20 protein-coding genes and 1 tRNA gene are annotated in these 22189 nt (G+C 59.3%); 12 read left to right on the forward strand and 9 right to left on the reverse strand.

The genetic code is table 11. The features are described from left to right. Positions 1-98 precede the first annotated feature (98 nt). On the forward strand, positions 99-905 hold the full coding sequence (locus AC1Q67_RS11540) for an alpha/beta hydrolase (RefSeq protein ID WP_492234024.1): 807 nt from the start codon (positions 99-101) through the stop codon (positions 903-905). Positions 906-913: 8 nt separating this feature from the next. Here AC1Q67_RS11540 and queG read toward each other — a convergent pair whose 3' ends face one another. Together queG and AC1Q67_RS11550 are read right to left on the reverse strand one after the other, a co-directional pair. Beyond that, the gene (gene queG, locus AC1Q67_RS11545) at positions 914-2098 is read right to left on the reverse strand and encodes a tRNA epoxyqueuosine(34) reductase QueG (protein WP_492234023.1); all 1185 of its coding nucleotides are present in this window, start codon (positions 2096-2098) and stop codon (positions 914-916) included. After that, positions 2047-2739: a glutathione S-transferase family protein gene (locus tag AC1Q67_RS11550; RefSeq protein ID WP_006023271.1), complete on the reverse strand. Its 693-nt coding sequence runs from the start codon at positions 2737-2739 to the stop codon at positions 2047-2049. The genes queG and AC1Q67_RS11550 overlap by 52 nt, the downstream gene beginning before the upstream one ends. 239 nt (positions 2740-2978) lie before the next feature. Between AC1Q67_RS11550 and AC1Q67_RS11555 the strand changes: the two genes are divergently transcribed. Continuing rightward, the gene (locus tag AC1Q67_RS11555; protein WP_492234022.1) at positions 2979-3785 is read left to right on the forward strand and encodes an undecaprenyl-diphosphate phosphatase; all 807 of its coding nucleotides are present in this window, start codon (positions 2979-2981) and stop codon (positions 3783-3785) included. Positions 3786-3934: 149 nt separating this feature from the next. Here the strand turns inward: AC1Q67_RS11555 and AC1Q67_RS11560 are convergent, their stop codons facing one another. After that, the gene (locus AC1Q67_RS11560) at positions 3935-4903 is read right to left on the reverse strand and encodes a complex I NDUFA9 subunit family protein (RefSeq protein ID WP_492234021.1); all 969 of its coding nucleotides are present in this window, start codon (positions 4901-4903) and stop codon (positions 3935-3937) included. A gap of 189 nt (positions 4904-5092) precedes the next feature. On the opposite strand from AC1Q67_RS11560, the gene AC1Q67_RS11565 reads away from it, so the two are divergent. After that, positions 5093-5179: transfer RNA gene (locus AC1Q67_RS11565), tRNA-Leu, on the forward strand. Between the two features lie 75 nt (positions 5180-5254). Beyond that, entirely contained in the window at positions 5255-6925 is a 1671-nt protein-coding gene (locus AC1Q67_RS11570; RefSeq protein WP_492234020.1) for a site-specific integrase, read from the forward strand. Positions 6926-6944: 19 nt separating this feature from the next. Here AC1Q67_RS11570 and AC1Q67_RS11575 read toward each other — a convergent pair whose 3' ends face one another. The 3 genes from AC1Q67_RS11575 to AC1Q67_RS11585 all read right to left on the reverse strand — a co-directional run bounded on the left by AC1Q67_RS11575 (position 6945) and on the right by AC1Q67_RS11585 (position 8881). Continuing rightward, the gene (locus AC1Q67_RS11575; protein ID WP_492234019.1) at positions 6945-7823 is read right to left on the reverse strand and encodes a hypothetical protein; all 879 of its coding nucleotides are present in this window, start codon (positions 7821-7823) and stop codon (positions 6945-6947) included. Positions 7824-8080: 257 nt separating this feature from the next. After that, complete coding sequence (locus AC1Q67_RS11580) at positions 8081-8533, reverse strand: hypothetical protein (protein ID WP_492234018.1); 453 nt, start codon at positions 8531-8533, stop codon at positions 8081-8083. A 27-nt stretch (positions 8534-8560) separates the two neighbouring features. Continuing rightward, the gene (locus tag AC1Q67_RS11585; protein ID WP_492234017.1) at positions 8561-8881 is read right to left on the reverse strand and encodes a hypothetical protein; all 321 of its coding nucleotides are present in this window, start codon (positions 8879-8881) and stop codon (positions 8561-8563) included. A 206-nt stretch (positions 8882-9087) separates the two neighbouring features. On the opposite strand from AC1Q67_RS11585, the gene AC1Q67_RS11590 reads away from it, so the two are divergent. Continuing rightward, on the forward strand, positions 9088-9786 hold the full coding sequence (locus AC1Q67_RS11590; protein ID WP_492234016.1) for a recombinase family protein: 699 nt from the start codon (positions 9088-9090) through the stop codon (positions 9784-9786). Between the two features lie 83 nt (positions 9787-9869). Here the strand turns inward: AC1Q67_RS11590 and AC1Q67_RS11595 are convergent, their stop codons facing one another. After that, positions 9870-12470: a DEAD/DEAH box helicase gene (locus tag AC1Q67_RS11595; protein ID WP_492234015.1), complete on the reverse strand. Its 2601-nt coding sequence runs from the start codon at positions 12468-12470 to the stop codon at positions 9870-9872. Between the two features lie 5 nt (positions 12471-12475). Beyond that, positions 12476-14290 (reverse strand): site-specific DNA-methyltransferase, encoded by a 1815-nt coding sequence (locus tag AC1Q67_RS11600; RefSeq protein ID WP_492234014.1) that lies wholly within the window; start codon positions 14288-14290, stop codon positions 12476-12478. A 391-nt stretch (positions 14291-14681) separates the two neighbouring features. Here AC1Q67_RS11600 and AC1Q67_RS11605 point away from each other — a divergent pair, with 391 nt between their 5' ends. Continuing rightward, a complete protein-coding gene (locus AC1Q67_RS11605) occupies positions 14682-15806 on the forward strand; it encodes a hypothetical protein (protein ID WP_492234013.1) in 1125 nt (374 codons plus the stop codon). Positions 15807-16054: 248 nt separating this feature from the next. Continuing rightward, on the forward strand, positions 16055-16444 hold the full coding sequence (locus tag AC1Q67_RS11610; RefSeq protein ID WP_492234012.1) for a DUF930 domain-containing protein: 390 nt from the start codon (positions 16055-16057) through the stop codon (positions 16442-16444). A 42-nt stretch (positions 16445-16486) separates the two neighbouring features. Here the strand turns inward: AC1Q67_RS11610 and AC1Q67_RS11615 are convergent, their stop codons facing one another. Then, positions 16487-16732, reverse strand: coding sequence for a hypothetical protein (locus AC1Q67_RS11615; RefSeq protein WP_024576730.1), 246 nt, complete (start codon positions 16730-16732; stop codon positions 16487-16489). 253 nt (positions 16733-16985) lie between these two features. Here AC1Q67_RS11615 and AC1Q67_RS11620 point away from each other — a divergent pair, with 253 nt between their 5' ends. From AC1Q67_RS11620 to rpoN, 5 genes are all read left to right on the forward strand, one after another. Next, positions 16986-17600 carry a ribonuclease D gene (locus AC1Q67_RS11620; protein ID WP_492234011.1) on the forward strand — a complete coding sequence of 205 codons (615 nt, stop codon included), beginning with the start codon at positions 16986-16988 and terminating at the stop codon, positions 17598-17600. A 167-nt stretch (positions 17601-17767) separates the two neighbouring features. Continuing rightward, positions 17768-18463, forward strand: a complete 696-nt coding sequence (gene lptC / locus AC1Q67_RS11625; protein ID WP_492234010.1) for an LPS export ABC transporter periplasmic protein LptC — start codon at positions 17768-17770, stop codon at positions 18461-18463. Beyond that, entirely contained in the window at positions 18460-19200 is a 741-nt protein-coding gene (locus AC1Q67_RS11630) for an LptA/OstA family protein (protein WP_492234009.1), read from the forward strand. Before lptC ends, AC1Q67_RS11630 begins: the two co-directional genes overlap by 4 nt. Positions 19201-19309: 109 nt before the next feature. Beyond that, complete coding sequence (lptB, locus tag AC1Q67_RS11635) at positions 19310-20404, forward strand: LPS export ABC transporter ATP-binding protein (RefSeq protein ID WP_492234008.1); 1095 nt, start codon at positions 19310-19312, stop codon at positions 20402-20404. Positions 20405-20533: 129 nt separating this feature from the next. Next, positions 20534-22168 (forward strand): RNA polymerase factor sigma-54, encoded by a 1635-nt coding sequence (rpoN, locus tag AC1Q67_RS11640; RefSeq protein ID WP_492234007.1) that lies wholly within the window; start codon positions 20534-20536, stop codon positions 22166-22168. Positions 22169-22189 lie beyond the last annotated feature (21 nt).

Below are 22189 nucleotides of genomic sequence, written 5' to 3' on the forward strand. Positions count from 1 at the left end.
TAGAGGTATGGCGTCCGGTTCGCAAGCGCGCTCAGACACCTGCGCGTTGACGGACTGCGCTGTGGGCCTCCATAACAGGCCCGACGGGGCAATATTTCATGACGCAGACATCCAACGGTTCCGCCGTGCCGGAGCTCAGCTTCATCGACGTGGGCGATGCCGGCGCGATGCGGCGCATCGCGGTCCGCCGGCGCGCTGGCGCGCTGCCGGGGGTGTTCTGGCTCGGCGGCTTCAACTCCGACATGAAGGGAACCAAGGCGCAGGCGCTCGATGAATGGGCTGCCGAGTACGGCCGCGCCTGCGTGCGGTTCGACTATTCCGGGCACGGCGAATCCGGCAGCACCTTTGCGGAGGGTACCATCGGGCGATGGCACGAAGAGAGCCTCAAAGTGTTTGACGCCTTTTGCGAGGGCCCGCAGATCGTGGTCGGCTCGTCCATGGGCGGCTGGATGGCGCTGCTGCTGGCGCGCGCGCTGGCCAAGCGCCGGGGAACGGCTTCACGCGCGACGCTCGCGGGGCTGGTGCTGATCGCGCCGGCGCCGGACTTCACTGAAGATCTGATGTGGAAAGGTTTCTCCCAGGAAATCCGCGACGAGATCATGACCAAGGGCGTGTGGCACCGGCCCTCCGACTACGGCGAGCCGTATCCGATCACCCGCAATCTGATCGAAGAGGGCCGCAATCATCTGCTGCTGGGGGGCACCATCGATGTCGGATGCCCGGTTCGTATTCTGCAAGGAGCGCAGGACCCGGACGTGCCGTGGCGGCACGCTTTCGCGCTGACGCATTGCCTGCCCAGCGATGACGTGGTGCTCACACTGGTTCAGGACGGCGATCATCGGCTGTCCCGTCCTCAGGACATCGCGCGCATGCTAAGCGCGGTCAGTGAGCTATCGAACGGTTAGGCGCGCCGTCAGGCCAGCCCCGCTGTCCATTCGCTCCGCACATTCTCATCGGCATCATGTGACCGCGCGGCGAGTTCGGAAAACTCCTCGCGCGGCAGCAGGCGCGACAGCGCCCACACCGCCGCGCCGCGCACCAGCGGACTCTCGTCATCAAGCAGACGGCGGGCTTCGGTCTCTAGCGTCGCATCGCCGCTGTTGCCGATGGCAGTGAGTACATTGCGAATGAAGCGGTCTCGGCCAATTCGCTTCACGGGTGATTTGGCAAACAGTGCACGGAACGCGGGGTCGTCAAGTTTCGCCAGTTCGGCGAGCGCTGGCGCGCGCAGCGCATCGCGCGCTGCGAGTTTTGCCTCATGGCCTTCCTGCGCGAACTTGTTCCATGGGCACACACTCAGACAATCGTCGCAGCCATAGATGCGGTTGCCGATCGCCTCGCGGTGCTCGCGCGGGATCGCGCCCTTGTGCTCGATGGTGAGATACGAAATGCATTTGCGCGCATCGAGGCGATACGGCGCGGGAAACGCGTTGGTCGGGCAGATGTCGAGACATGCCTGGCACGATCCGCAGTGATCGATGTCAGCGGTGTCACGCGGCAGATCGAGCGTGGTGAAGATGGCGCCGAGAAACAGCCACGAGCCGTATTCGCGCGACACGAGGTTGGTGTGCTTGCCCTGCCAGCCGAGGCCGGCGGCCTGCGCCAGCGGCTTTTCCATCACCGCGGCGGTGTCGACGAACACCTTCACGTCGCCGCCGGCATGAGCGATCAGCCAGCGCGCCAGCGTCTTGAGGCGCTTCTTGATCAGGTCGTGATAGTCGTCGCCGCGTGCATAGACCGAAATGTTGCCGCGGGTTTTCTGCTCAAGCAGCGCCAGCGGATTTTCATCTGGTCCGTAATTCATCCCCAGCATGATGACCGAGCGCACATCGCTCCACAGCACCTTGGGGCTGGCGCGGCGCGCGGGCTCATTCGCGAGCCAGTCCATGTCGCCGTGAGATCCGGCATCGAGAAAGAACTGCAACCGCTCGCGCGCACCTGCGATGGCGTCAGGATCGGTGATGCCGATGGTGCCGAAGCCGATGGAGCGGGCTTCTTCAGCCAGCGCGGCCTTGATTGCGGCGGAGTCTGTCGTGTGTGCGGGTGTCAGAAGTCGAGATCGATGTAGTGCGCCGAGGCCGGGACCCCCGCCATCCACTCGTTCAGCAACGGGCGGAACGACGGGCGGGACTTGATCCGCACGTACCACGCCTTGGCTGCGTCGTCCTCGTTCCATGGCACATCGCCCAGATAGTCGATTGCCGACAAATGCGCGGCGGCGGCAAGGTCGGCAAAAGTCAGTTGATCGCCGGCGAGAAAATTCCGCGTCCGCGCCAGCCAGCCGATATAGGCCAGATGATAACGCACATTTGCCTTTGCCGCGCGCAGAACATCGGTGGACGGCGCGCCGCCGCCGTGCTCAGGCTTCATGAACCGCTTGTAGACGCGCTCCGTCACCAGCGGCCCGCTGGCTTCCTCGAAAAACTTGTCGTTGAACCATGACATCAGACGCCGCACCTCAATGCGGTCGTTCATGGCTCGCGGTAGCAAACGGTGATCGCCCAGCGGGGCCCCATGAATCTCGTCGAGAAATTCGGCAACCAGGCCCGGCCCCGGCATCGCGGGCGTGCCTTCGGCAATCAGAACCGGTGTGTCGCCTGCCGGATTGAGGGCGAGAAAAGCTTCGCGGCGATCCCAGACCAGTTCCTCCACAAGCCGCGTGTCGAGCCCGTGTTCGCCGAGAGCAAGGCGCACGAAACGGGACCGCGGACAAAACGGATGATGGAACAGCGTGAACATGAAGCTTTTGATAGTCCGGTTAGGTTTAACAAAGGGTCTCGAAGGGAGGTTAACGCGTCAGTGGCCGCGGAAACGGATTACGAACTTCGGACAGTGAGTCCTCGGTGCCGAAGCCTGATAAGCAGGCAAAAGGCCATTTGCCAATCCTCAATTTCACGGATTTGCCGTTGCGGCAACACGACGAATGGGCGACAAGAACGCGGGTTGAGGAACCCTCCATCAGTTCGGATTATCCCCAGATGTTAGCTGATCTTTTGAAGGCCCTCGTTCTCGGTATCGTCGAGGGCGTGACCGAATTCCTTCCCGTCTCGTCCACAGGACATTTGCTGCTTGTGGAACGATTCATGGATCTGGATCGGGATAATTTCTGGAAGACCTTCGCGGTGATGATCCAGCTCGGCGCGATCCTCGCCATCCTGGTGATCTATTTCGGCAGGCTGTGGCGCGTTGCGCTCGGCATGTTTTCCGATCCTGCGGCGCGGCGGTTCGTGATCGGCGTGTTGCTGGCGTTTTTTCCCGCGGTGGTTCTCGGGCTGATTTTCGGAAGTTTCATCAAGAGCGTGCTGTTCAATCCCTGGGTGGTCTGCTTCACGCTGATCGCCGGTGGCGCTGTGCTCCTGTGGGTCGATCAGCAGGATTTCAAACCGCGCTATCACGACGCGATGGCGTTCTCGCTGCCGATGTATCTCGGCATCGGCGTCGCCCAGTGCGCGGCGATGATTCCCGGTGTGTCGCGCTCGGGCGCGTCGATCGTCGCGGCGATGCTGTTCGGCGCGGACAAGCGTGCGGCCGCGGAGTTCTCGTTCTTTCTCGCGATCCCGACCATGGTCGGTGCATTCGTCTATGATTTTTACAAGAACCGCGCTGACATGACGATGGATCACGGGTTGATCATCGCAGTCGGTTTCGTGGTGTCGTTCATCACCGCGATCATCGTGGTGAAGACGTTCCTAGGTTACGTCACCCGCCACGGCTTCGCGTTGTTCGCATGGTGGCGCGTCATCGTCGGCTCGCTCGGCCTGATCGCGCTGGCGCTCGGGAAGTAACAACAGGCGTCGTCCCGGCGCAGGCCGGGACCCATCACCCCTGCCAACGCTCGTTGCAGAGAGAATCTTCCGGCAGGCTTTCCAGAACGGGGAGTGCGACGTTTATCGGTTCCGGCATGCGCTTCGCTTGCCGGGATGACGAAAACGTCTCACGCGTCCTTATGCGCAAACTGTCCGGTCTTGCGGTAGCGCCAGAGATAGGACGGCACGACGGCCTCGAGCGAGTCCGGTGTCACGCCCAGGCCCTCGAGCGTCAGCCCCGCCGCCTTCGCTGCTTCCGACACCACGTTGTCGCTGCGCAGCAGCTCAACCTGATCCGGCGTCAGCTTCATGTCGCCCGGCGCGAACTGCAGGAAGTACGCCTGAAACTTCGCGAGCGCGAACGGCAGCGACACCAGCATGGTGTCCCGGTACGTGATCTTCACAATGTCCTCGATGATCTCGCGCATCGTCATCACTTCGGGGCCGCCGAGTTCGTAGGTCGCGCCCGGCCTGGTCTTGCCTTCGACCGCATCGGCGACGGCATTGGCGACGTCACCGACATAGACCGGCTGCAATTTCGTCAGTCCGCCGCCGATCAGCGGCAGCACCGGCGAAATGCGGGCGAGGGCCGCGAAACGGTTGGTGAACTGATCTTCGGGGCCGAACACCACGGAGGGCCGCATGATCGTTGCGGACGGCGCAGCCGCAAGGACTGCGGCTTCGCCCGCGGCCTTGGCGCGCGCATAGCGCGAGGCGGAATTCGCATCCGCGCCGAGCGCCGACACATGCACCACGCGCGCACCGATCTCGCTCGCGGCGCGTGCGACAGTCTCCGCGCCCTTGGCCTGAACCGCGTCGAAGCTCTGCGCGCCGCTCTCGGACAGGATGCCAACTAGGTTGACAATCACGCTTGCGCCGCGCGCCGCGGCCTGCACCGAGGCCGGGTAACGCAGATTGGCCTGCACGGCGTGAATTTGGCCGACCCGGCCCAGCGGCTGCAGGTGACCGGCCAATTCAGGCCGCCGGACCCCGACCCTGATGCGATAGTCCCGCTTGGCGAGCGCCCGGACCACGTGTCGGCCCAGAAAACCCGAACCTCCGAAGACCGTGACAAGCGTATCGATGCGGGCTGACATGGGTGGTTCCTGCACAAATGGACAAAACGGGACGGCGGCGCCGCCTGTTTCCGCGATACGCCATCATCCTTGCGCTGTATAGGCCATTCCGGCGCCACCGTTGCTGCAAAAAAATCGTAGAAACTCCGGAATCAGGATGCTCGGTCAATTTGACAAGCGCACGCCCTGTCCTTAGTAACCGCACCCAATGCCCAGGTGGCGGAATTGGTAGACGCGCTGGCTTCAGGTGCCAGTGGCTTAACGGCCGTGAAGGTTCGAGTCCTTTCCTGGGCACCATCACCACGCAAGTGGTTGAAATCCTGATTGCGTAGGGTAATTGGTCCGCTGACCGGTACACAAAGCCGGGACACAATGACCGTGACCTATCGCATGGCGTATCTCTACAAAGACTCGGACTCCTCCTTCTGGAATTTCAGAACGCGGACCCCCTCAGACATTTTAGGCAGGTTGGACACCGACCGAATGCTGCTTGTGTTCGAGCGGTGCATGGGCAGTCCGGGGTTCCAAGCGAATGTTCGTATCGGAGGAGAAGTGAAGTTCTCCTTGCGCACGAGGAACGACGCCGTTGCTGAAATCCGGAAGAACGTCGCCCTCACCGAACTTTCCAAAGTATGGGCTGCGGCGAGATTCGAGCCGAAGCGGCTGACCCACATTCAGATTCTTGGATTGGCGCGTCTGGTACACGAACTCTACGTCGAGTCCTTCGAGCAGGAGCCCGGTGAAAGAGCCGATTGGATCGCGCACAAGGCATTAAACCGGGCTGTTGAGGAAGGTCGCTTGATCAATGTTCCAGCCATCGTCCCGCGACAAATACCCGACGAGCGCGAGTTCGCCGCCCGCCAATTCGGCGAGGATTTGACCGCGGGCGTCAACTCCCTTCCGGTTTTGCCGGATCGGGAAAAGGGCCTGGAGAATAGATTTGGTTTATTGTGCAACTGGGTGCTGACCCAGAACGGCCTCCGAGTCGACTACGCCACGCGGAGCCGCCTGTTGGCTGCAATTGCGAAGGCTGCTGACACCGGGCCACGCAGGCTGAAGGACAATGCCGATGGCAATTACGGCGTTGATACGCGCCTCGAGAAATACCCGACGTTTCGAGCCGCGCGAACGATGACGCAGGCCTTCGAGGATTGGAAGCGAGAGGCGCAACCGGCTCCGAGCACCGTATCAACTTGGCAAGGCCACTTGAACTCGCTTCGATCCTTTGTCGCCCATGAGGAGGTTGAAAGACTGACGCAACAGGACATTGTCAGTTGGAAAGATCACCTCGTTCAGAAGGGCATGGCGGCCAAAACGATCAACGACGGATATCTGGCCTGCGTGAAGCGGCTGTTGAACTACGAGAAGGACAATGGCCGACTGCGGGAGAACGTCGCAGAGGCAGTCAGCGTGTTTACCCGTGCGCGCGCGGGACAGCGTCGTCTGCCCTACACCACCGACGAAGTGGCCAAACTGCTCATGCTGGCAAGGGAAGCCAAACATCCCAATCAGCGGTGGCTGCCATGGCTTGTCGCGTTGAGCGGTTCGCGCGTCGGAGAGGTGGCCCAACTCTGGGGGTGTGGGATCAAAACCGTTGGATCGGTGCACGTGATGACCATCACACCCGCGCCCGATGGGGGGCGGTTGAAGAACCATCAGAGTGAGCGAGAGACCCCGGTCCATCCCGCGATTATCAAGGAGGGATTTCTGGACTTCGTAGCGCACCGAGGACAAGGACCACTGATCTATAACCGAACCTCTGGCGACCCGGCCAAGAAGCACGCATCCAAGAGCGTTGCCAATCGACTGGCTGCCTGGGTGCGACAGCAGCCGGGGTACCAAGATCCCCGAAAAGATCCGAACCATGCGTTTCGACACTGGTTCAAGACTGAACTCGGTTCGCTTCAAGTGCCTGACAGCCTTGCGGACGCCATCATGGGGCATGCTGAAAGGTCGGAAGCCGATGGATACCGTCACCATTGGTTGCAAACGAAAGCCGACGCGATCAGCAGGGTAAAAGCCCCACCGGCCTGGCCCTCCTGACCAGTGCGCCTCCAATTCGTTAGAAAGGCGGAGGGATAGGTTTTTGTGACAACTCAACTTCCCGCATGCTCGACGAGAGATCGAGCCCAGGAGCCTCGTAGGGCCGCCGCGGGGCTGCGATTCCCCGGGTCGGCGATGGCTTTAGCAAAAATGGCGAATATTCGGATTTATTCTGAATTTCCGAGCGCATGGTTTTGCCCACAGCCGCAGCGGTTTCTTCCATTTTGTGCGTATAAATCAAAATCCCTCTTTTAAGGAGAGGGAAAGTTGGAACTGATTTATTCGAGCGAGGGGCTCGTTCGCCCGCTGCTGCTCCGGCCGCTGGCAAGCGCAGTTCACGACGCGCCGCTGCCCTCGCGTCCGATCGCGCTTGCGCACGCTGATCAATGTTCCTGGAGCATCCAGCTCGCTTTCCCAAGATCGGACCGCCGAGACGGTACTCCCGATTGCTGTTATGCGCGGCCTGCGGAGAGTTTTTTGTAAGATAGCCGACGGCGTTTCGCTGCTTGTGGGAGCGAGTGAAGCGCGTCTGATAGGTGGCGTGGCAGACCTTGATCTCTTCGGGGTATCGAACCCAGCCTTCCACCACCGTGTCGAATGTTTTGAGCAGATGGTTTGGGACATGCATCAGCACGTGCAGATGCTCACGACACCCCGTCACCCGGTCCGATTCCCGTGACCAGATGTGGGTGAACTCGAACCCGTTATCACGTGCGAACTGACCCAGCTTATTGAGGTAACTGGCTAGGATGCGTTGCCGCTGATCGGGAGTGTGATCGTCGATATTGTGTGGGCGTATCGTGATGAAGCGATCTAGCTCAGCGCCCTGCTGACGCGCGAGATACCAAGCGCCAGTTAGTGTGTGGACATCCCGTGCCTTGATGGGCGCGCTATCCAAGCGGGCCCCCCAATCCTTACGAAAAATCCAATAAGTAACTGATTTATAAGGCAAGCTCTAGCGAGTGATCATACATGTTCTCCATTATGGTTCTTGATATGTTCTAACTCATTTGGGGCTTCTATCCGCAATTTCAAGCGCGCATGAGGGAGACGAAAAAGCGCCTTTTGTTTTTTCGCGTGCCAGGCGGGCCAGCCAAACGGGGGGCTATATGCGATAAAAAAAGCGCTCTTTCAGATTTGCCCGCTCCGGCCTGACTACGAGGCTGCCGTCTGGGTGGGTACTCCGTGATGGGCGAGTCTAGCCGTGGCTGCCGCAACTGCTTCTGGAGGGAAGCGGTGCGGGTAGTGAGCCACAATGTACTCGCCCGTGAGGTCAGCGAGCCCACCCTCTACAAGCATCCTGAAGCCCTCGGTCTCGTGGGGGTTCACTGCCCAATCTGTGAGGCAAGCAATTTCTCCGACCTTGGCTGCCTTGCGTCGTGTGTAGGCCGCCCTGACAGCTCGCCCATGCTTATGACGGAGAAGTTCTTCCACTGCGGCAACGGCCCTCCAGAACAACACGACCACCGGATCCTCGTGGTCTTTTCCTTCGATCTCTCCGAGCCTCCGAAATGCTTGTCGATAGAGATCGAGTCGCTCGTGCTTTTTAGCATTTTCCATCAAGTTTCGAGCTTCAGTTGCAGTCTTCAACTTCGTTACGTCAATCATAATAAATTCTCCTTCGAAATTTGCGTTTCAATCAATTGCGATTCTCGGTCGGTTGTGTGCGCCGGATTTTTTCCAGCTGTCCATCCGGTGCGTTGCTGCGCCATACGAAATACCCATGGCCTCCTTGACGGCATAGCGGGTCAACCCCGCGTCAAACAGGCGATAACAAACTTCCACGCCTCGCTCTGTGAGTTTTCCGTCAGGCAGTTTGTTTCGCGGGTCTTTGGGATCGTCGACCTCAAGAGCTCTGGGTTGTACTAGCCCGCGCAACCGATCGAGATCCTCCTGGATAGACTCGATAAGGCTGACAATGGCCTCCGTTGGAAGTGTCTGATTTTCGCTCGGCATGCTATTCACCTCATTATTCGTAGACAGTATTATATGTATACTACTGTGTAAGTAATATCAAATTCTATCGTGCAATGTCTAACTATAATGGCTCGCTGTCACAAAGCGGCAACACTTAGCGGGGCTGATGAAATTTCCGGACAGAAGCAAATGACTCGTGTTACGATTTCTCAGGAAATTGAAACAAGAATTTGTCACAAGCGACTATGCTTACAGAACAATCTAAGAAGGCAATAGCCTATCTTCGTACATCCAGCGCAGCGAACGTCGGTGCAGACAAGGACAGCGACAAGCGCCAGCGAGCCGCTATCGAGGCGTTTGCCAAACGGGATCGATGGGAAGTTGTCGAGGAATTTTACGACGCAGATGTGAGCGGCGCGGACCCGATTGAGAGTCGCCCAGGGTTCTCAGCCCTGTTAGATCGGATCGAGGGCAACGGAGTTAGAACTGTTCTCGTCGAGGACGCTTCCCGGTTTGCCCGGCAACTCATCATTCAGGAGGCGGGCATCATCGCCCTCATCGAGCGCGGCGTTCGCGTCTTGACCAGTTCCGGGGATGATCTTACCGAAACCAGTGACCCGTTCAAAATTGCCATGCGTCAAATCGCTGGCGTGTTTGCCCAGCTTGAGAAGGCGAGGCTGGTCGGCAAGTTGAAGGCTGCCCGGGACCGAAAGCGCGCCACCGGAGCGAAAGTGGAAGGCCGAAAGTCCTACGCTGAGATCGATGCTGCTGCGCATGGCGGAAGGATGATCCCACTGGCTCGAAAGCTCCGTCGCAAATCACCGAAAGGCGGTCGTCGATCGCTTCGGGTTATTGCGGCTGAATTAGCTGAGGCGGGTTTCGTGAGTGGAACGGGCAAACCTTACGCCGCCACGGCAGTCGCGAGGATGCTAGGCGAAATCTAACAGGTTGATTGCCTTGGAGCCGGGTGTGCGGTGGCATCAAACTGCTGGAGTTCTTGCTGCAAAATCCTATAGAGCCGAAGGTTCTAAGGCTTCAGATAAGTAGGTAGCTTCGATTCCCATTCGCTCATCAGGATCAGCGTCATATCGACCGTCTCGCCAGTGTTCTTGACCAGTTCGAGCGTACCGGCTGGGACGGTGCTGTCCCAGTTGAAGTTCTTCGACATAAAGTCCAACACCTCGCGCTTGTAGGCGGTATCGAGGTTGTCCAGTTGATCGCCCTTTGTTTCGAGAACGGTGATCCGGGATGATCCGTCCTTGCGACTGACTGCGAAGATAAAATCCGGATAGATTTTCGCCTTGCGCCAGCCCTGCACTGCGTATTGAGACCGGGCCACGTTGCGATACCACCAGGTCAGGGCGGCGTCGCCGTCGAGATAGATCGCGACGTCGCCCTCGTCGCCGTTGAAATCATCTTCATAGACGGGGGAGAACAGGCTTCGTTGCAATGGTCCGCCAGTCCGGCTGAGAAGCTGGCGCGCGTTATCCGGTTGAGTCGTTTCAGTTTCGAACGGCATCTGCCAGTTACGGCCATCGAGGCGCAGCCGAAACTGGATACGTCCCGCCGTGACATCGGCCTTGAACATGGCTTCCGCCCGTGCGGTCTGTTCCTTGTCCAATCCCTTCCGGAGTTCCTCGACGATGAGGCTCGCGACGGTGCCGAGTTTGGCGCCGTCAAAACCTCGCTTGCGCAGGGTGACTAGCAGACGGCCGACAATCTCACGGCCGACGAACGGATTCGGCACGAGGTCGGAGATCATCCGGACGGCATGAGCGGGGTCGAACGCCAGCACCTCCGAATTCGCGGCGACAGTTTCGCCGACGAATAATTCGTCACCATCGTCTGCGAGACGAATCCGCTGAAGCTGGCTTTCCGCCGCCTGCGCATTCTCTGGAATGCGCGCGGCAATGTCCTTCGGATCGAAGCCGCGCCAGTCGATGGCGGACAGCATGTCGGTTTCGTAGTCGAGGTCGCGGGCGTCGGCGCCATCGACGACGAGAACCTTGGGCAGATAAATCTGATGCGATGAAAAAGCCGGGCGGCGTTTGATCTTCCGTGATCCCTTGCCCGACTTTTTCGGGTCGTCTTGAGAGACTTGGAGGACGAGATCGCCAAGGCCGTCCTGTTCGAGGCCGTCCTTGATGGCTTCCACCACCGTCGCGGTGTCCGCGTGGTGGGTAATGACATGGCATTCGTCCAGCGCGCCGATGCCTGTTTTCTGCGCGCCGGGTTGCCGGAGGATGCGGCCGATCAACTGCGTCATCGCGTTGAGGTTGGAACTGGCGGCAAGGGCGCACAGCACATAGGCGAACGGGCAGTCCCAGCCTTCCTGCAGCGCCTGCTTGGTGATGATCGCCCGGACGCGATTGGTCGGTGACAGCAGGTCCTGATTTTCAGGCTGGTTCAGGTCGTTCTGTTCGGCGGTCTTGATGGCGATCTCGGCCGCGTCGAAACCGGCGGTCAGAAGCCAGTCCTTCACGTCCTCGGCGTGGATGTGTTTGCTGGAGCGTTGATCGCTTCCGGTGCGCTCGACCTGAATCAGCATGATCGGGCGGATATAACGACCGGTATTGGCTTTCAGCTTCCGGGCGTCACCATCGAGGCTCTTGAGTCGGGCGAGAGCGGCATTGAGGGTTGCCTTCCAGTCAGTCCCCTGTCGCGGATCGAGGTTGAGCGGCATCTTTATCATGCCTTCGCGATCAAGGTCGCGCCCCATAATCTCGACAAGCACGTTGGCGTAACGCGCTTCACGAGGATTATTGCCCCCGCGCGGCTGCACATCCAACGGCGTTGCCGTCAATTCAAGCACGAAACAGGGATTGAATCCGTAGAGTGTCCGGAACGCGAGATCGGAAATCGCGCGGTGCCCCTCGTCGAGCACCACCATTGGCCGGATGATCCGCAAGGCATTGCCGAGCGAATCCTTCACCATCGGGAACATACCAACATAGGCGTCGAGGTTGGGCGTCTGGGCGAGCGCGGCTTGATGGGCCTGCTGTTCGCCCTCTGGTGGGAAGAAGCCGTGGACGTCGCCCCGGTCCCGAAACATCTTCAGGGAATCCTGCGTTTCGCGGTTGGCCGATTGCAGCATCAGGAGCATGACGCAGAGATTGGTATCCACGTCGCGCGCATCGAGCCGATCAGTCTTTTCCATGATCTGGACGCGCCCGGCGGCAGTGCGATCGAGCGCCTGCCGATAGGGGTGCTGGCGGTCCTTCAGATGCTTGAGGGTCTGGGTGTAGATCGCCTCGTTCGGCACGATCCACAGCACGAAGCCTGTGTTGCGGTCGAGATACCGACCCATGACGCGCGACACGGCGGAAACCGCAAGCCAGGTCTTGCCGCCACCGGTGGGGACCTTCAGCACGATATTCGGCACCGGCCGCTTGCAACCGTCTGTTCGTGGCGAGAACGGGATGGCGGCGCGGGAAATCGGGAGCTTGCCGCTCGCTTTCAGCGCGTCCCAAGCCTCTTGTGCAAAATCTGGAACAAGGTTGCCGAGATCGGGATCGGCCGCTGCCAGCGCGGCGATCTTATCGGCACGCACCTTCTTGTCCTTCAGAACATCGAGGTAGGCGTCGAGCGTCGTGATCACCCGATCCTGATAGTCGAGTTGCCGGAACATCGCCGTCAGCTCCGGTCAATGCGGTAAAGAGCGAACGGCAGGGGTATAAACTCCACCGGGATGTTCTGTTCGACCAGCATCTTCTGGCTGACGAAACGGGCAGGAGCAAAGACCAGATGCCGTTTGCCGGGTTTCGCTTCGGCGAACGCCTTGGCCCGCGACAGCGTCAGCGCTGCGTCCGGCGTTTTCAGCCAGTCGAGATCGGGCTTGTAGATCAGCCAAACATGCTGACCTTCAGTTTCGCCGAGATAGAAATCCTTTTGGCGCACTGTCTTCGGATCGATGGCGCGGTTGGTCGCCATGTGGAACAGGGCTGCACCGATGGCAGCATAGGACGGCAACGACTCGCCACTGAGCACCTTGTCCAGTTCAACAGGATCGCCCAGCGTGCAATAGGTGAATTCTCCGCCGAGACCTTCGGCGCGTTCCGTCACTGCCTTTTCGCCTGTAACTATCAACTCGCCGTCCTTCACCTGCTTGGTGACACGGTCGAAGCTGCGGCCCTCCAGATTTTCGATGCCTTCCACGCGATGGACAAGATCGGCTGCGTTCGTTAGCGCGCGCCAGTTCAGGCTTTCGCGGAGCAGTTCGGTCTTTTGCGTTCCCTTGAATTTGTAGCCCTTGATGACACGGCGGACTCGTTCAGCAGTCACCTTGTCGGCATAGTCTTCCATTTCCACGAGGATAAACCGGCGATTTCCTCCGTCGCGGACATTTGCCTCCAACACGGCATGGCCAGTTGCACCCGAACCCGCAAATGAATCCAAGACGATTGATTGCGGATGGGTAGCGATATCCAAAATTCTTTTTATGAGTGTAGTCGGCTTCGGAGTGAGGAAGTCGCAATCGTCGCCTAGGATGTCGAGGATTTGCTTTTTTGCATCCTGGTTGCCTCCAACTGATTTATAGGGCCACCAAGTTCGCGAAATGATCTTGTCTCGGCCATCAGCGAGATACGCCTTTACGGTAGGAAGTGCGTCGCCGCTCTTTCCAAAATAGATTCGTCCGGCTGCGCGCTCTTTTTTAAAGACCTCTTCAGGCAGCGACCAATGACGTCCGGCCGCGGGTCTAACCTTTCGACCAGATGGCAACCGTACTTCATACCGGTACTTCTCTCGTTTGCCGGCGTCCTCCGTTCGAACATCCAATGGGAATGTGCGCCAATCGCCTTTGGGATCGTTGTCTGGATTGGAATAGCGACCAAGTTGTTCTTCGTCTTTGGATATAAGATTCCAGCCATCGACCTCAAAAGTCGGCTTGTTTTTTGCGTAACATAGAATGAAATCTGTATCAGAGCTTAGAACACGGCTGTTGCTCTTGGGGGTGTAGGTTTTTTCCCAAGAGATTACGCCGATAAAATTTTGTTCGCCGAATATTTCGTCGAGAATGTGCTTAAACCTGTGAGCTTCGATTTGATCGATCGTTGCCCAAAAGCTTCCGGTGTCAGCCAACAGCTCATGCAATAATCTTAGTCGCGGCCACATCATTGCGGACCACTTGTCGTGACGGAGCCCGTCTTCGATTCCAATGGGATTGGCCTTAAGCCATTCCTTGATCATCGGAGCGTTGACGTTGTCGTTGTAAGACCATCCTTCGTTTCCGGTATTGTAAGGCGGGTCAATGAAGATGCAGTCCACCTTTCCGGCGTACATCGGTAGCAGCGCTTTCAGGGCGTGCAGGTTGTCGCCGTGGATGATCAGATTGCCGCCGAGGTCACCCGACCCGATGCCTTTCTTCGGATGCGGCTCCAAGGGGCGGAAGGGCACCGCGAGGTGATGGTTGTAGACAAATTCTTTGCCCTTGAAATTCAGTTCCGTCACGTCGCCCCCACCGCATAAACCCTGACTGGGACGGCATAGAATCAGCCCCGGTGCTCACATGCAATGGGGACCAGCCCAGTTGCGCCAGGAATGGCGTTCTGGGAAGGCTTCAATGGAGGGCTGTGCAGAACCTCACGGGAGCGTTGGGCGTGCGCGCTCCCTGCGGCGCGAGGCACGTATGGTCGATTACCTCGCTGTGTTGCGAACGGTACACAAAAGCGGTACACAATAACCTACCGGACGGATCGAAAACCCCAGCAGAATCAAGTTCTTTGGACAGTGCCCACCCAGTCAGTAACTGGGCCTCAGCAGGACCGTCGACATCCCATTGGTCTCAGTTTTCAGATTAAATTTGAGAAGAATATTTTACCGCGTTCATGGAGCAAATTAGGTGAAGGCGACTAAGAAGCCTCTGAAAATCGTTCCCATTTTCTATTCGTGGCAGAGCGATTCGCCAAACAAGACCAATCTTAATGCCATCCGAGCGGGTCTAGACAAGGCGTGCAAGCAGATTCAAAGCGCACAGCCTGGGCTGAAGCTGTTGCGAGACGAGGCTACCCGCGACACATCGGGCAGTCCGAATATTGCATCGAAAATATTGGAGAAGATCGAGGCCGCTGACATTTTCGTAGCCGACATTACAACGATTACGTCTCCGGACGCGAAGCGGGCTTGCCCAAATCCCAATGTTGGTTACGAGCTTGGCTATGCTGTCGCAACGCTCGGATGGGATCGGGTCATTCTTCTGTTCAACAAAGCGTGCGGTGAATTTCCGAAAGATATTCCGTTCGATTTCATCCAGAACCGTATCAGCCCCTACCATTTGGAGGAATCCGATCCGAAGGAGAAGGCGGCATCTCTGGCTGATCTCTTGAAGGTTGCGATCGGCGCGGTCATGTCCAAAAATCCGAAGCGGCCGGCTGAGTTGCGCGGACTTAGCCGCGAGAAGTTGGAGCATAACCACGACGTGGAGAATATTCGCTGGTTGATGGAGTCGCTCCATCTACCCACCCTTGACCAGCTTATTGAAGAACTTCCCCACATGATCATAGACCGCTCAATTTGGTTCTATGAAAATTTTAAAGGAATAGTCGTGAACAGTCTTTTTAGCGTTTACGACGGGGTGCTCAACGATGCTGTACAACGGCTCTACCAAGCATGGAGCACTGTACTGTCACATTCTCCCCAGTACCATGACCTGAGGAGCGGCCATGCGCACGTTTTCACAAATCCATTCGATATGCCATTACCGCCCCAGAGAGAGGCGATTTGGAAAGAAATTGATGTGGCGCGGCGAGAAATGAGATCTGCCGTAGATGCTATCTTAGATCGACTTCGAAGCGCCTACATCGAGGTGAGCATTCATAAGACGAATGCGAAAGCATGGAAGGACTATCAAGTCTTTCGGCAAGAGGTGGGAGAGCTAGATCGACCGAAAGTCGCAAAGAAGAATCTAGCCAAAAAGAAGCCAGTCAAGAAAAGGGCGGTCACGAAAAAACGGCCAAGCCCCAAATAGCGGATAAGTCTTCAGAGATGACTCAGGGACCCTTAAAGGGTTGCGTGCTGGCTTCGAGGCTTGTTTCCGGCACACAAAACCGGTACACAGTCGGTCGCCGGGCGGATCGATACCCCAGCAAAATCAGGTGTTCTTCGGTAGCACTATCCAGTCCTTTCCTGGGCACCACAGATTCGAAAACGGTCTCCTCCCGGGGGTCAGGTTTTCCGAAACGGTGCACCCTCATTCCACGTTTCGGTGGTGCTTTTGTGAAAAATACCGCCGTTGTCCTGATCGCGGCCCTGTTGTCGGCCGCTCCCTGCGTTGCGATGGATGCCCGGTTCGCAGCGAGCCTGAAGAAGCTCGATCCGCAGACACGGCTGGAGCAGGTCTGCGACCTCGAAGCCATGAGCCGGATCGACCGCGACGCCAATCCCTATCACCCCGACCGCGCCAAGACCGACGTGCTGTCCCATCCGCAGCATGCGGGCGACACGGTCACGGGCAAGGGCGGCGCCTTCCGCAGCAAGGGACGATGGTATTCGTTTTCCTTCGCGTGCAAGGGATCGCCGGACCACATGAACGTGCTGTCGTTCAGCTACAAGATCGGCGACCTGATTCCCGAATCCAGATGGGCATCGCTGGGCCTGTGGCGCTGACGAGGTTGCCGTGATGGCGCAGGCGGGCCCGCGCGGCGTCCGCTATGGAGACCCGCCATACTTGGACGGATCATCGTAGGACACAGGCGCTTCGCCTGGGCCGATGCGATAACCGCCCGGAACGGAGTCGTCGCGATAGAGGTGCGCTCCGCTCGGGGTGACGAAGGCTGGTACCGCCCCCTGGCTGCGGCTGATGACGTGTTTGGATTTGGCGTGATGCGCGCGTGTGGCGGCGTTGCCAGGAATGCAGAGAACGATCAAAAAGCATATTGCCAGGCCGGAACGCATTGTGTTTCTCCAATCGGCTCGCCCCTTCGATCAGATGGTGCTTCGGCTGCCCCGGTAAAGCTCATGGGGGGCTGTCCAGCATGATCGGAATAAACGGCAGCACGCGGGGAAAACCGGCTTGGTGGATCGGAGCAGTGTGAGCACGAGAGTGTCGGGACGGAGGTATCAGGCCTCATTCCCCCTCGTCGGCAGGGATTTTGGACGGTAGTTTAGGCCCGTCGATTCGACCCATCTGCAAAGGTTCTGACAGACCATGACCATCCGCCTGCACCGCGGCGACTTGCCGGATCTCTCGCGCTACACGCAGTCGGTGGCGATCGACACCGAGACGCTGGGGCTCAATCCGCATCGCGACCGGCTGTGCGTGATCCAGCTGTCGAACGGCGACGGCACCGCGGATGTGGTGCAGATTCCCGCCGGCCATACCGATGCGCCGAATCTGAAAAAGCTGCTCGGCGATCCGAAGGTCACCAAGATTTTCCATTTCGCGCGGTTCGATCTCGCGGTGCTGTTTCATGCCTTCGGCGTGATGCCGGAGCCGGTCTATTGCACCAAGATCGTCTCGCGTCTGGTCCGCACCTACACCGACCGCCATGGGCTGAAGGATCTGGTGCGCGAGGTGCTCGGCATCGATCTGTCGAAGCAGCAGCAGTCGAGCGACTGGGGTGCGGCGTCACTGACCGACGCGCAGCTCGCCTATGCGGCGTCCGACGTGCTGCATCTTCATGCGCTGCGCGAGAAGCTCGACGCGATGCTGGCGCGTGAGAATCGCGAGGCGCTTGCCGCCGCCTGCTTCCAGTTCCTGCCCACCCGCGCGAAGCTCGACCTTCAGGGCTGGGAAAACGACGATATCTTCGCGCATTCATAATTTCTGCCGTTTGCAGCCGATCGCGCCATTTGCAGCGAAGTTTGCCCGGTTTCGGTCACTTTTTTGCTCTTTGCCAAGTGCTTGGTAAGGCGAGACAAATGCCGGGCTGCAAAACGGCGCGTCATTGCGTAGAATGACGGCGCTATCCCGGCGCTTCGGAGCATGTTTTGTCGGTTCAGGGCCACAGCTATCAGGCTGGAGCGGATGCGCGCTACGCGAAGGCGAGGCGCCATAGCCGACGTGTGCGCCAGATGCGAGTGGCCGTGCCAGTCATGGTGGCTGCCGCGATGCTGACGATCATCGGTATTTCGCTCTTCAATCCGTTCAGGATTCTTTCGAAGCTGCCGATCGATATCGGCAAGCTCGGAGTCTCGGGTACCAAGATCACGATGGACTCGCCCCATCTTGCGGGCTTTACGCCGGACAACCGTCCCTATGAGCTTTGGGCCAAGTCGGCGGTCCAGGACGTGACCAAACCGAACAATGTCGAGCTGAACGAACTGCGCGCGAAAGTTCAGATGGAAGACAAGACGGGCATCACCATGGATGCGCGCACCGGCCTGTTTGATACAAAAACCCAGTTGCTGGAGTTGAAGGAAAACATCTTCCTGCAATCTTCCACTGGTTACGAGGCGCGGCTGACGCAGGCCACCGTCGATATCGGCGGCGGTATGGTGTCCTCCGATGAGCCGGTGGCGGTGAAGTTGTTGAACGGGACGCTTGACGCCAGGCGTCTCAGAATAACCGAAAATGGCGCGCTGGTGCGCTTCGAAGGCGGCGTCTCGATGATCCTGATCCCGGAGGAGCCGAAGGATACGGCGGCCGGTAATCAGGCTCCCGCGCGGGATGCTGCTGCAAAATGATTTTTGGGATGATGAAGATTTACAACGGTTCCGAGACCATCGGTGTCATGCGCGCGGTTGCGCGCGCACTGTCTGTCGGAGTGGTCGGTGCCGCCCTGTGCGCGCCGCTCGATGCGCATGCGCAGAGTTCTGCAACGGGCGTGCCGAACGCAATGCAGGGTTTTTCGCAGAATCGCGACAAGCCGATTCAGATCGATGCCGCGTCGCTGGAAATGCGCGACAAGGACAAGGCTGCGACATTCAGCGGCAATGTGAAGGTCGTGCAGGGCGACACCACCATGCTCTGTAAGACGCTGGTCGTGTTCTACGATAGCAACGAGTCGTCCGGCGCCAAGAAGACTGCGATGAAATCGGCGACACCCGGACCAAGCGGCAGTTCGTCGATCAAGCGGCTGGAGGCGCAAGGCGGCGTCATCGTCACCCAGAAGGACTCGACGGTCACGGGCGACAAGGGTGTCTTCGATATGCGCGCCAACACCGTCACGATGCATGGCAATGTGCTGCTGACCAAGGACAAGAACGTGCTGCGCGGCGACCGTCTCGTTGTCGATCTCACGACCGGTGTCTCGCGGGTCGAATCGAACAGCGGACGCGTGCAGGGCGTTTTCCAGGCCGCTCCCGCCGGGTCGCCGGCAGGCGGTAATTCCGGCGGCGCGCAACCCTCAACTGCGCCGAGTGCTCCCGGAAAGCCGCTTAAACTCAATGACTTGGCCACTCCCCGAAAGCGCAACAGTTGAACCGGAGACGGCAAGCCTGTATCACGCAGCCCCTGAACATTTGGGGATGGGCAATACGGCTCCGGTCCATCATGCTCAGGCAACAACCCAAAGGCTGATTTAAGCGGGCATGGTGGATTTCCTGCGCATCTTTCGTCGTCGAGGCCCGGCGCGTGGACGGCAGGGCTTTGCCCGCTCGCAGCAGGACGGCCTGCGTCAGGACATCACATCGCTGGCTGCGCGAATGGGCGACATCTTCAGGCCCGCTGCGGGTGAGAAACCCTTGGCGAACCGCGAGAGCGCGCCGGTCAGGCGCGAAGCTGTCGCCGCCGCAGTCCAGCGCGATCCTCCGACGCTTGCGCCTCAGGAGGCGTCCTCATTTACTCACGACGCGCCACCCATTCCGCGCAATTTGCCGCGGGATGTTTCAAGAGAGCAGCCGCGCGAGAATGCGCCGCGCAGCCGCGCAGCCGCGAACGGAGCCGCGCCGCGTGCGCAGCATGCCGGTTATCTGGCGATTCATGGCGTCGAAAAAAGTTTCGGCACGCGCAAGATCGTACACGGCGTGAGCATCTATGTCCGTCGCGGCGAAGCGGTCGGCATTCTCGGTCCGAACGGCGCGGGCAAGACCACCTGCTTCTACATGATTACCGGCCTCATCAAGCCGGATCGCGGGCGCGTCGAACTCGACGGTCACGATGTGACGCAGTTGCCTATGTATCAGCGTGCGCGGCTCGGCATCGGTTATCTGCCGCAGGAAGCATCGATCTTCCGTGGCCTCTCGGTTGAGAACAATATTCGGGCGGTGCTCGAAGTGGTCGAACCGGACAAGCGCAAGCGCGAACGCGAGCTGGATTCGCTGCTCGAGGAATTCAACATCACGCGGCTGCGGAAATCGCCCTCCATCGCCCTGTCGGGCGGTGAGCGCCGGCGCGTGGAAATCGCCCGCGCGCTGGCTTCGCGTCCGAGCTACATGCTGCTCGACGAGCCGTTCGCGGGCATCGATCCGATTGCGGTTGGAGACATCCAGCAGCTGGTGAGACATCTCACGGCGCGCGGCATCGGCGTTCTGATCACCGACCACAATGTGCGCGAGACGCTGGGCCTGACCGACCGCGCCTATATCGTCTACGCCGGGGCGGTTCTGACCGAGGGCAGTCCGGACGAGATCGTCAACGATCCGGACGTTCGGCGCCTCTACCTGGGCGAGGAATTCCGGCTCTGATTTACCTTAAATCCCGGATCGGATGAGTTGGGCCAATCTCCCAAATTTTCAAAACGTCAAGCCGTGTACAAGCTTGCAGGAAAAGTATAAGCAAGAAACGGACCAACTTTTGGACCGGATCTCGTTTTTATGGCCCTGACGCAGAGACTAGAGTTCCGCCAGTCGCAGTCGCTAGTGATGACGCCGCAGCTGATGCAGGCGATCAAGCTGCTGCAACTGTCGAATCTCGATCTCGTGGCGTTCGTCGAGGACGAACTGGAACGCAATCCGCTGCTCGAGCGCGCGAACCAGGATGGCGCGCCGGATCACGGCGAGCCTGCCACCGGCCACGCAGAAGCGGATGGTGGGGATTTTTCCGACGGTGGAGCCTCGGGGACGGACGGCGAACGGTCGTCGGACGGCTTTGAGGCGGGCACTGAGGAGTGGATGGCGCCGGATCTCGGGACCCGCACTGAGATCGAGCAGACCCTCGACACCGGTATGGAGAACGTCTTTCCCGAAGAGCCTGCGGACGCGGCGGCCCGCAACGCGCAGGACGCTGCGCCGACGGCTTACACCGAATGGGGCGGTGGCGCCTCCAATGACGACGACTACAATCTCGAGGCATTCGTTGCAGCCGAAACGACGCTGGGCGGGCATCTCGCCGAGCAGTTGGCGGTTGCATTCCCCGATCCTGCGAGCCGCATGATCGGGCAGTATCTGATCGATCTTGTCGATGACGCGGGCTATCTGCCGCCCGATCTCGGCGAGGCACACGAAAAACTCGGCACCTCGCTGGAAGCAGTCGAGACGGTGCTTGCGGTTCTGCAAAAATTCGATCCGCCCGGCGTGTGCGCGCGCAACCTGAGCGAATGCCTCGCGATCCAGTTGCGCGAGCGCGACCGCTACGATCCCGCGATGCAGGCGCTTGTGGAGAATCTCGATCTGCTGGCGAAGCGGGACATCGCGTCGTTACGGAAAATCTGCGGCGTCGATGACGAAGACATCGCCGACATGATCGGCGAGATTCGCCATCTCGACCCCAAGCCCGGCCTGAAGTTCGGATCGACCAAGGCCCAGAGCGTCGTGCCGGATGTTTATGTTCGTCCGGGACCGGACGGCGGCTGGCATGTCGAACTCAACAGCGACACCTTGCCGAAGGTGCTGGTCAACCAGACCTACTATTCGCAATTGTCGAAAACCATCCGCAAGGATGGCGACAAGTCCTATTTCACGGATTGCCTGCAGAACGCGACGTGGCTGGTGCGCGCGCTCGACCAGCGGGCGCGGACGATTCTGAAGGTCGCTACCGAAATCGTTCGCCAGCAGGACGGATTCTTCACGCAGGGCGTCGCGCATTTGCGCCCGCTCAATCTGAAAGCTGTGGCGGACGCCATCCAGATGCACGAATCGACCGTTTCGCGGGTGACGGCGAACAAATACATGGCAACCAACCGCGGCACGTTCGAGCTGAAGTATTTCTTCACCGCCTCGATTGCATCGGCCGACGGCGGAGATGCTCATTCCGCCGAGGCCGTGCGGCACCGCATCAAACAACTGATCGATGCGGAAAGCCCGACCGCTATTCTTTCGGATGACACCATCGTGGAACGTTTGCACGGCGACGGCATTGATATAGCCCGGCGCACGGTCGCGAAGTATCGTGAAGCCATGCGTATTCCTTCGTCCGTGCAGCGACGCCGCGACAAGCAGAGCATGCTCGGCACAGCATTAACGTCGGCCTCCCCGGCCGTGGACAGGTCCCGCGACACAGCAACCGCTTGACTGCGTCACCAAGAAGCGGAA

The organism is Afipia sp. GW823-FHT06G09 (genome assembly GCF_058794875.1).

Coding starts and splice junctions, on each gene's coding strand:
- AC1Q67_RS11540 (WP_492234024.1), top strand. CDS start 99: ATGACGCAGACATCCAACGGTTCCGCCGTGCCGGAGCTCAGCTTCATC.
- AC1Q67_RS11550 (WP_006023271.1), bottom strand. CDS start 2,739: ATGTTCACGCTGTTCCATCATCCGTTTTGTCCGCGGTCCCGTTTCGTG.
- AC1Q67_RS11555 (WP_492234022.1), top strand. CDS start 2,979: ATGTTAGCTGATCTTTTGAAGGCCCTCGTTCTCGGTATCGTCGAGGGC.
- AC1Q67_RS11560 (WP_492234021.1), bottom strand. CDS start 4,903: ATGTCAGCCCGCATCGATACGCTTGTCACGGTCTTCGGAGGTTCGGGT.
- AC1Q67_RS11570 (WP_492234020.1), top strand. CDS start 5,255: ATGACCGTGACCTATCGCATGGCGTATCTCTACAAAGACTCGGACTCC.
- AC1Q67_RS11580 (WP_492234018.1), bottom strand. CDS start 8,533: ATGATTGACGTAACGAAGTTGAAGACTGCAACTGAAGCTCGAAACTTG.
- AC1Q67_RS11585 (WP_492234017.1), bottom strand. CDS start 8,881: ATGCCGAGCGAAAATCAGACACTTCCAACGGAGGCCATTGTCAGCCTT.
- AC1Q67_RS11590 (WP_492234016.1), top strand. CDS start 9,088: ATGCTTACAGAACAATCTAAGAAGGCAATAGCCTATCTTCGTACATCC.
- AC1Q67_RS11595 (WP_492234015.1), bottom strand. CDS start 12,470: ATGTTCCGGCAACTCGACTATCAGGATCGGGTGATCACGACGCTCGAC.
- AC1Q67_RS11615 (WP_024576730.1), bottom strand. CDS start 16,732: ATGCGTTCCGGCCTGGCAATATGCTTTTTGATCGTTCTCTGCATTCCT.
- AC1Q67_RS11620 (WP_492234011.1), top strand. CDS start 16,986: ATGACCATCCGCCTGCACCGCGGCGACTTGCCGGATCTCTCGCGCTAC.
- AC1Q67_RS11630 (WP_492234009.1), top strand. CDS start 18,460: ATGATTTTTGGGATGATGAAGATTTACAACGGTTCCGAGACCATCGGT.
- lptB (WP_492234008.1), top strand. CDS start 19,310: ATGGTGGATTTCCTGCGCATCTTTCGTCGTCGAGGCCCGGCGCGTGGA.
- rpoN (WP_492234007.1), top strand. CDS start 20,534: ATGGCCCTGACGCAGAGACTAGAGTTCCGCCAGTCGCAGTCGCTAGTG.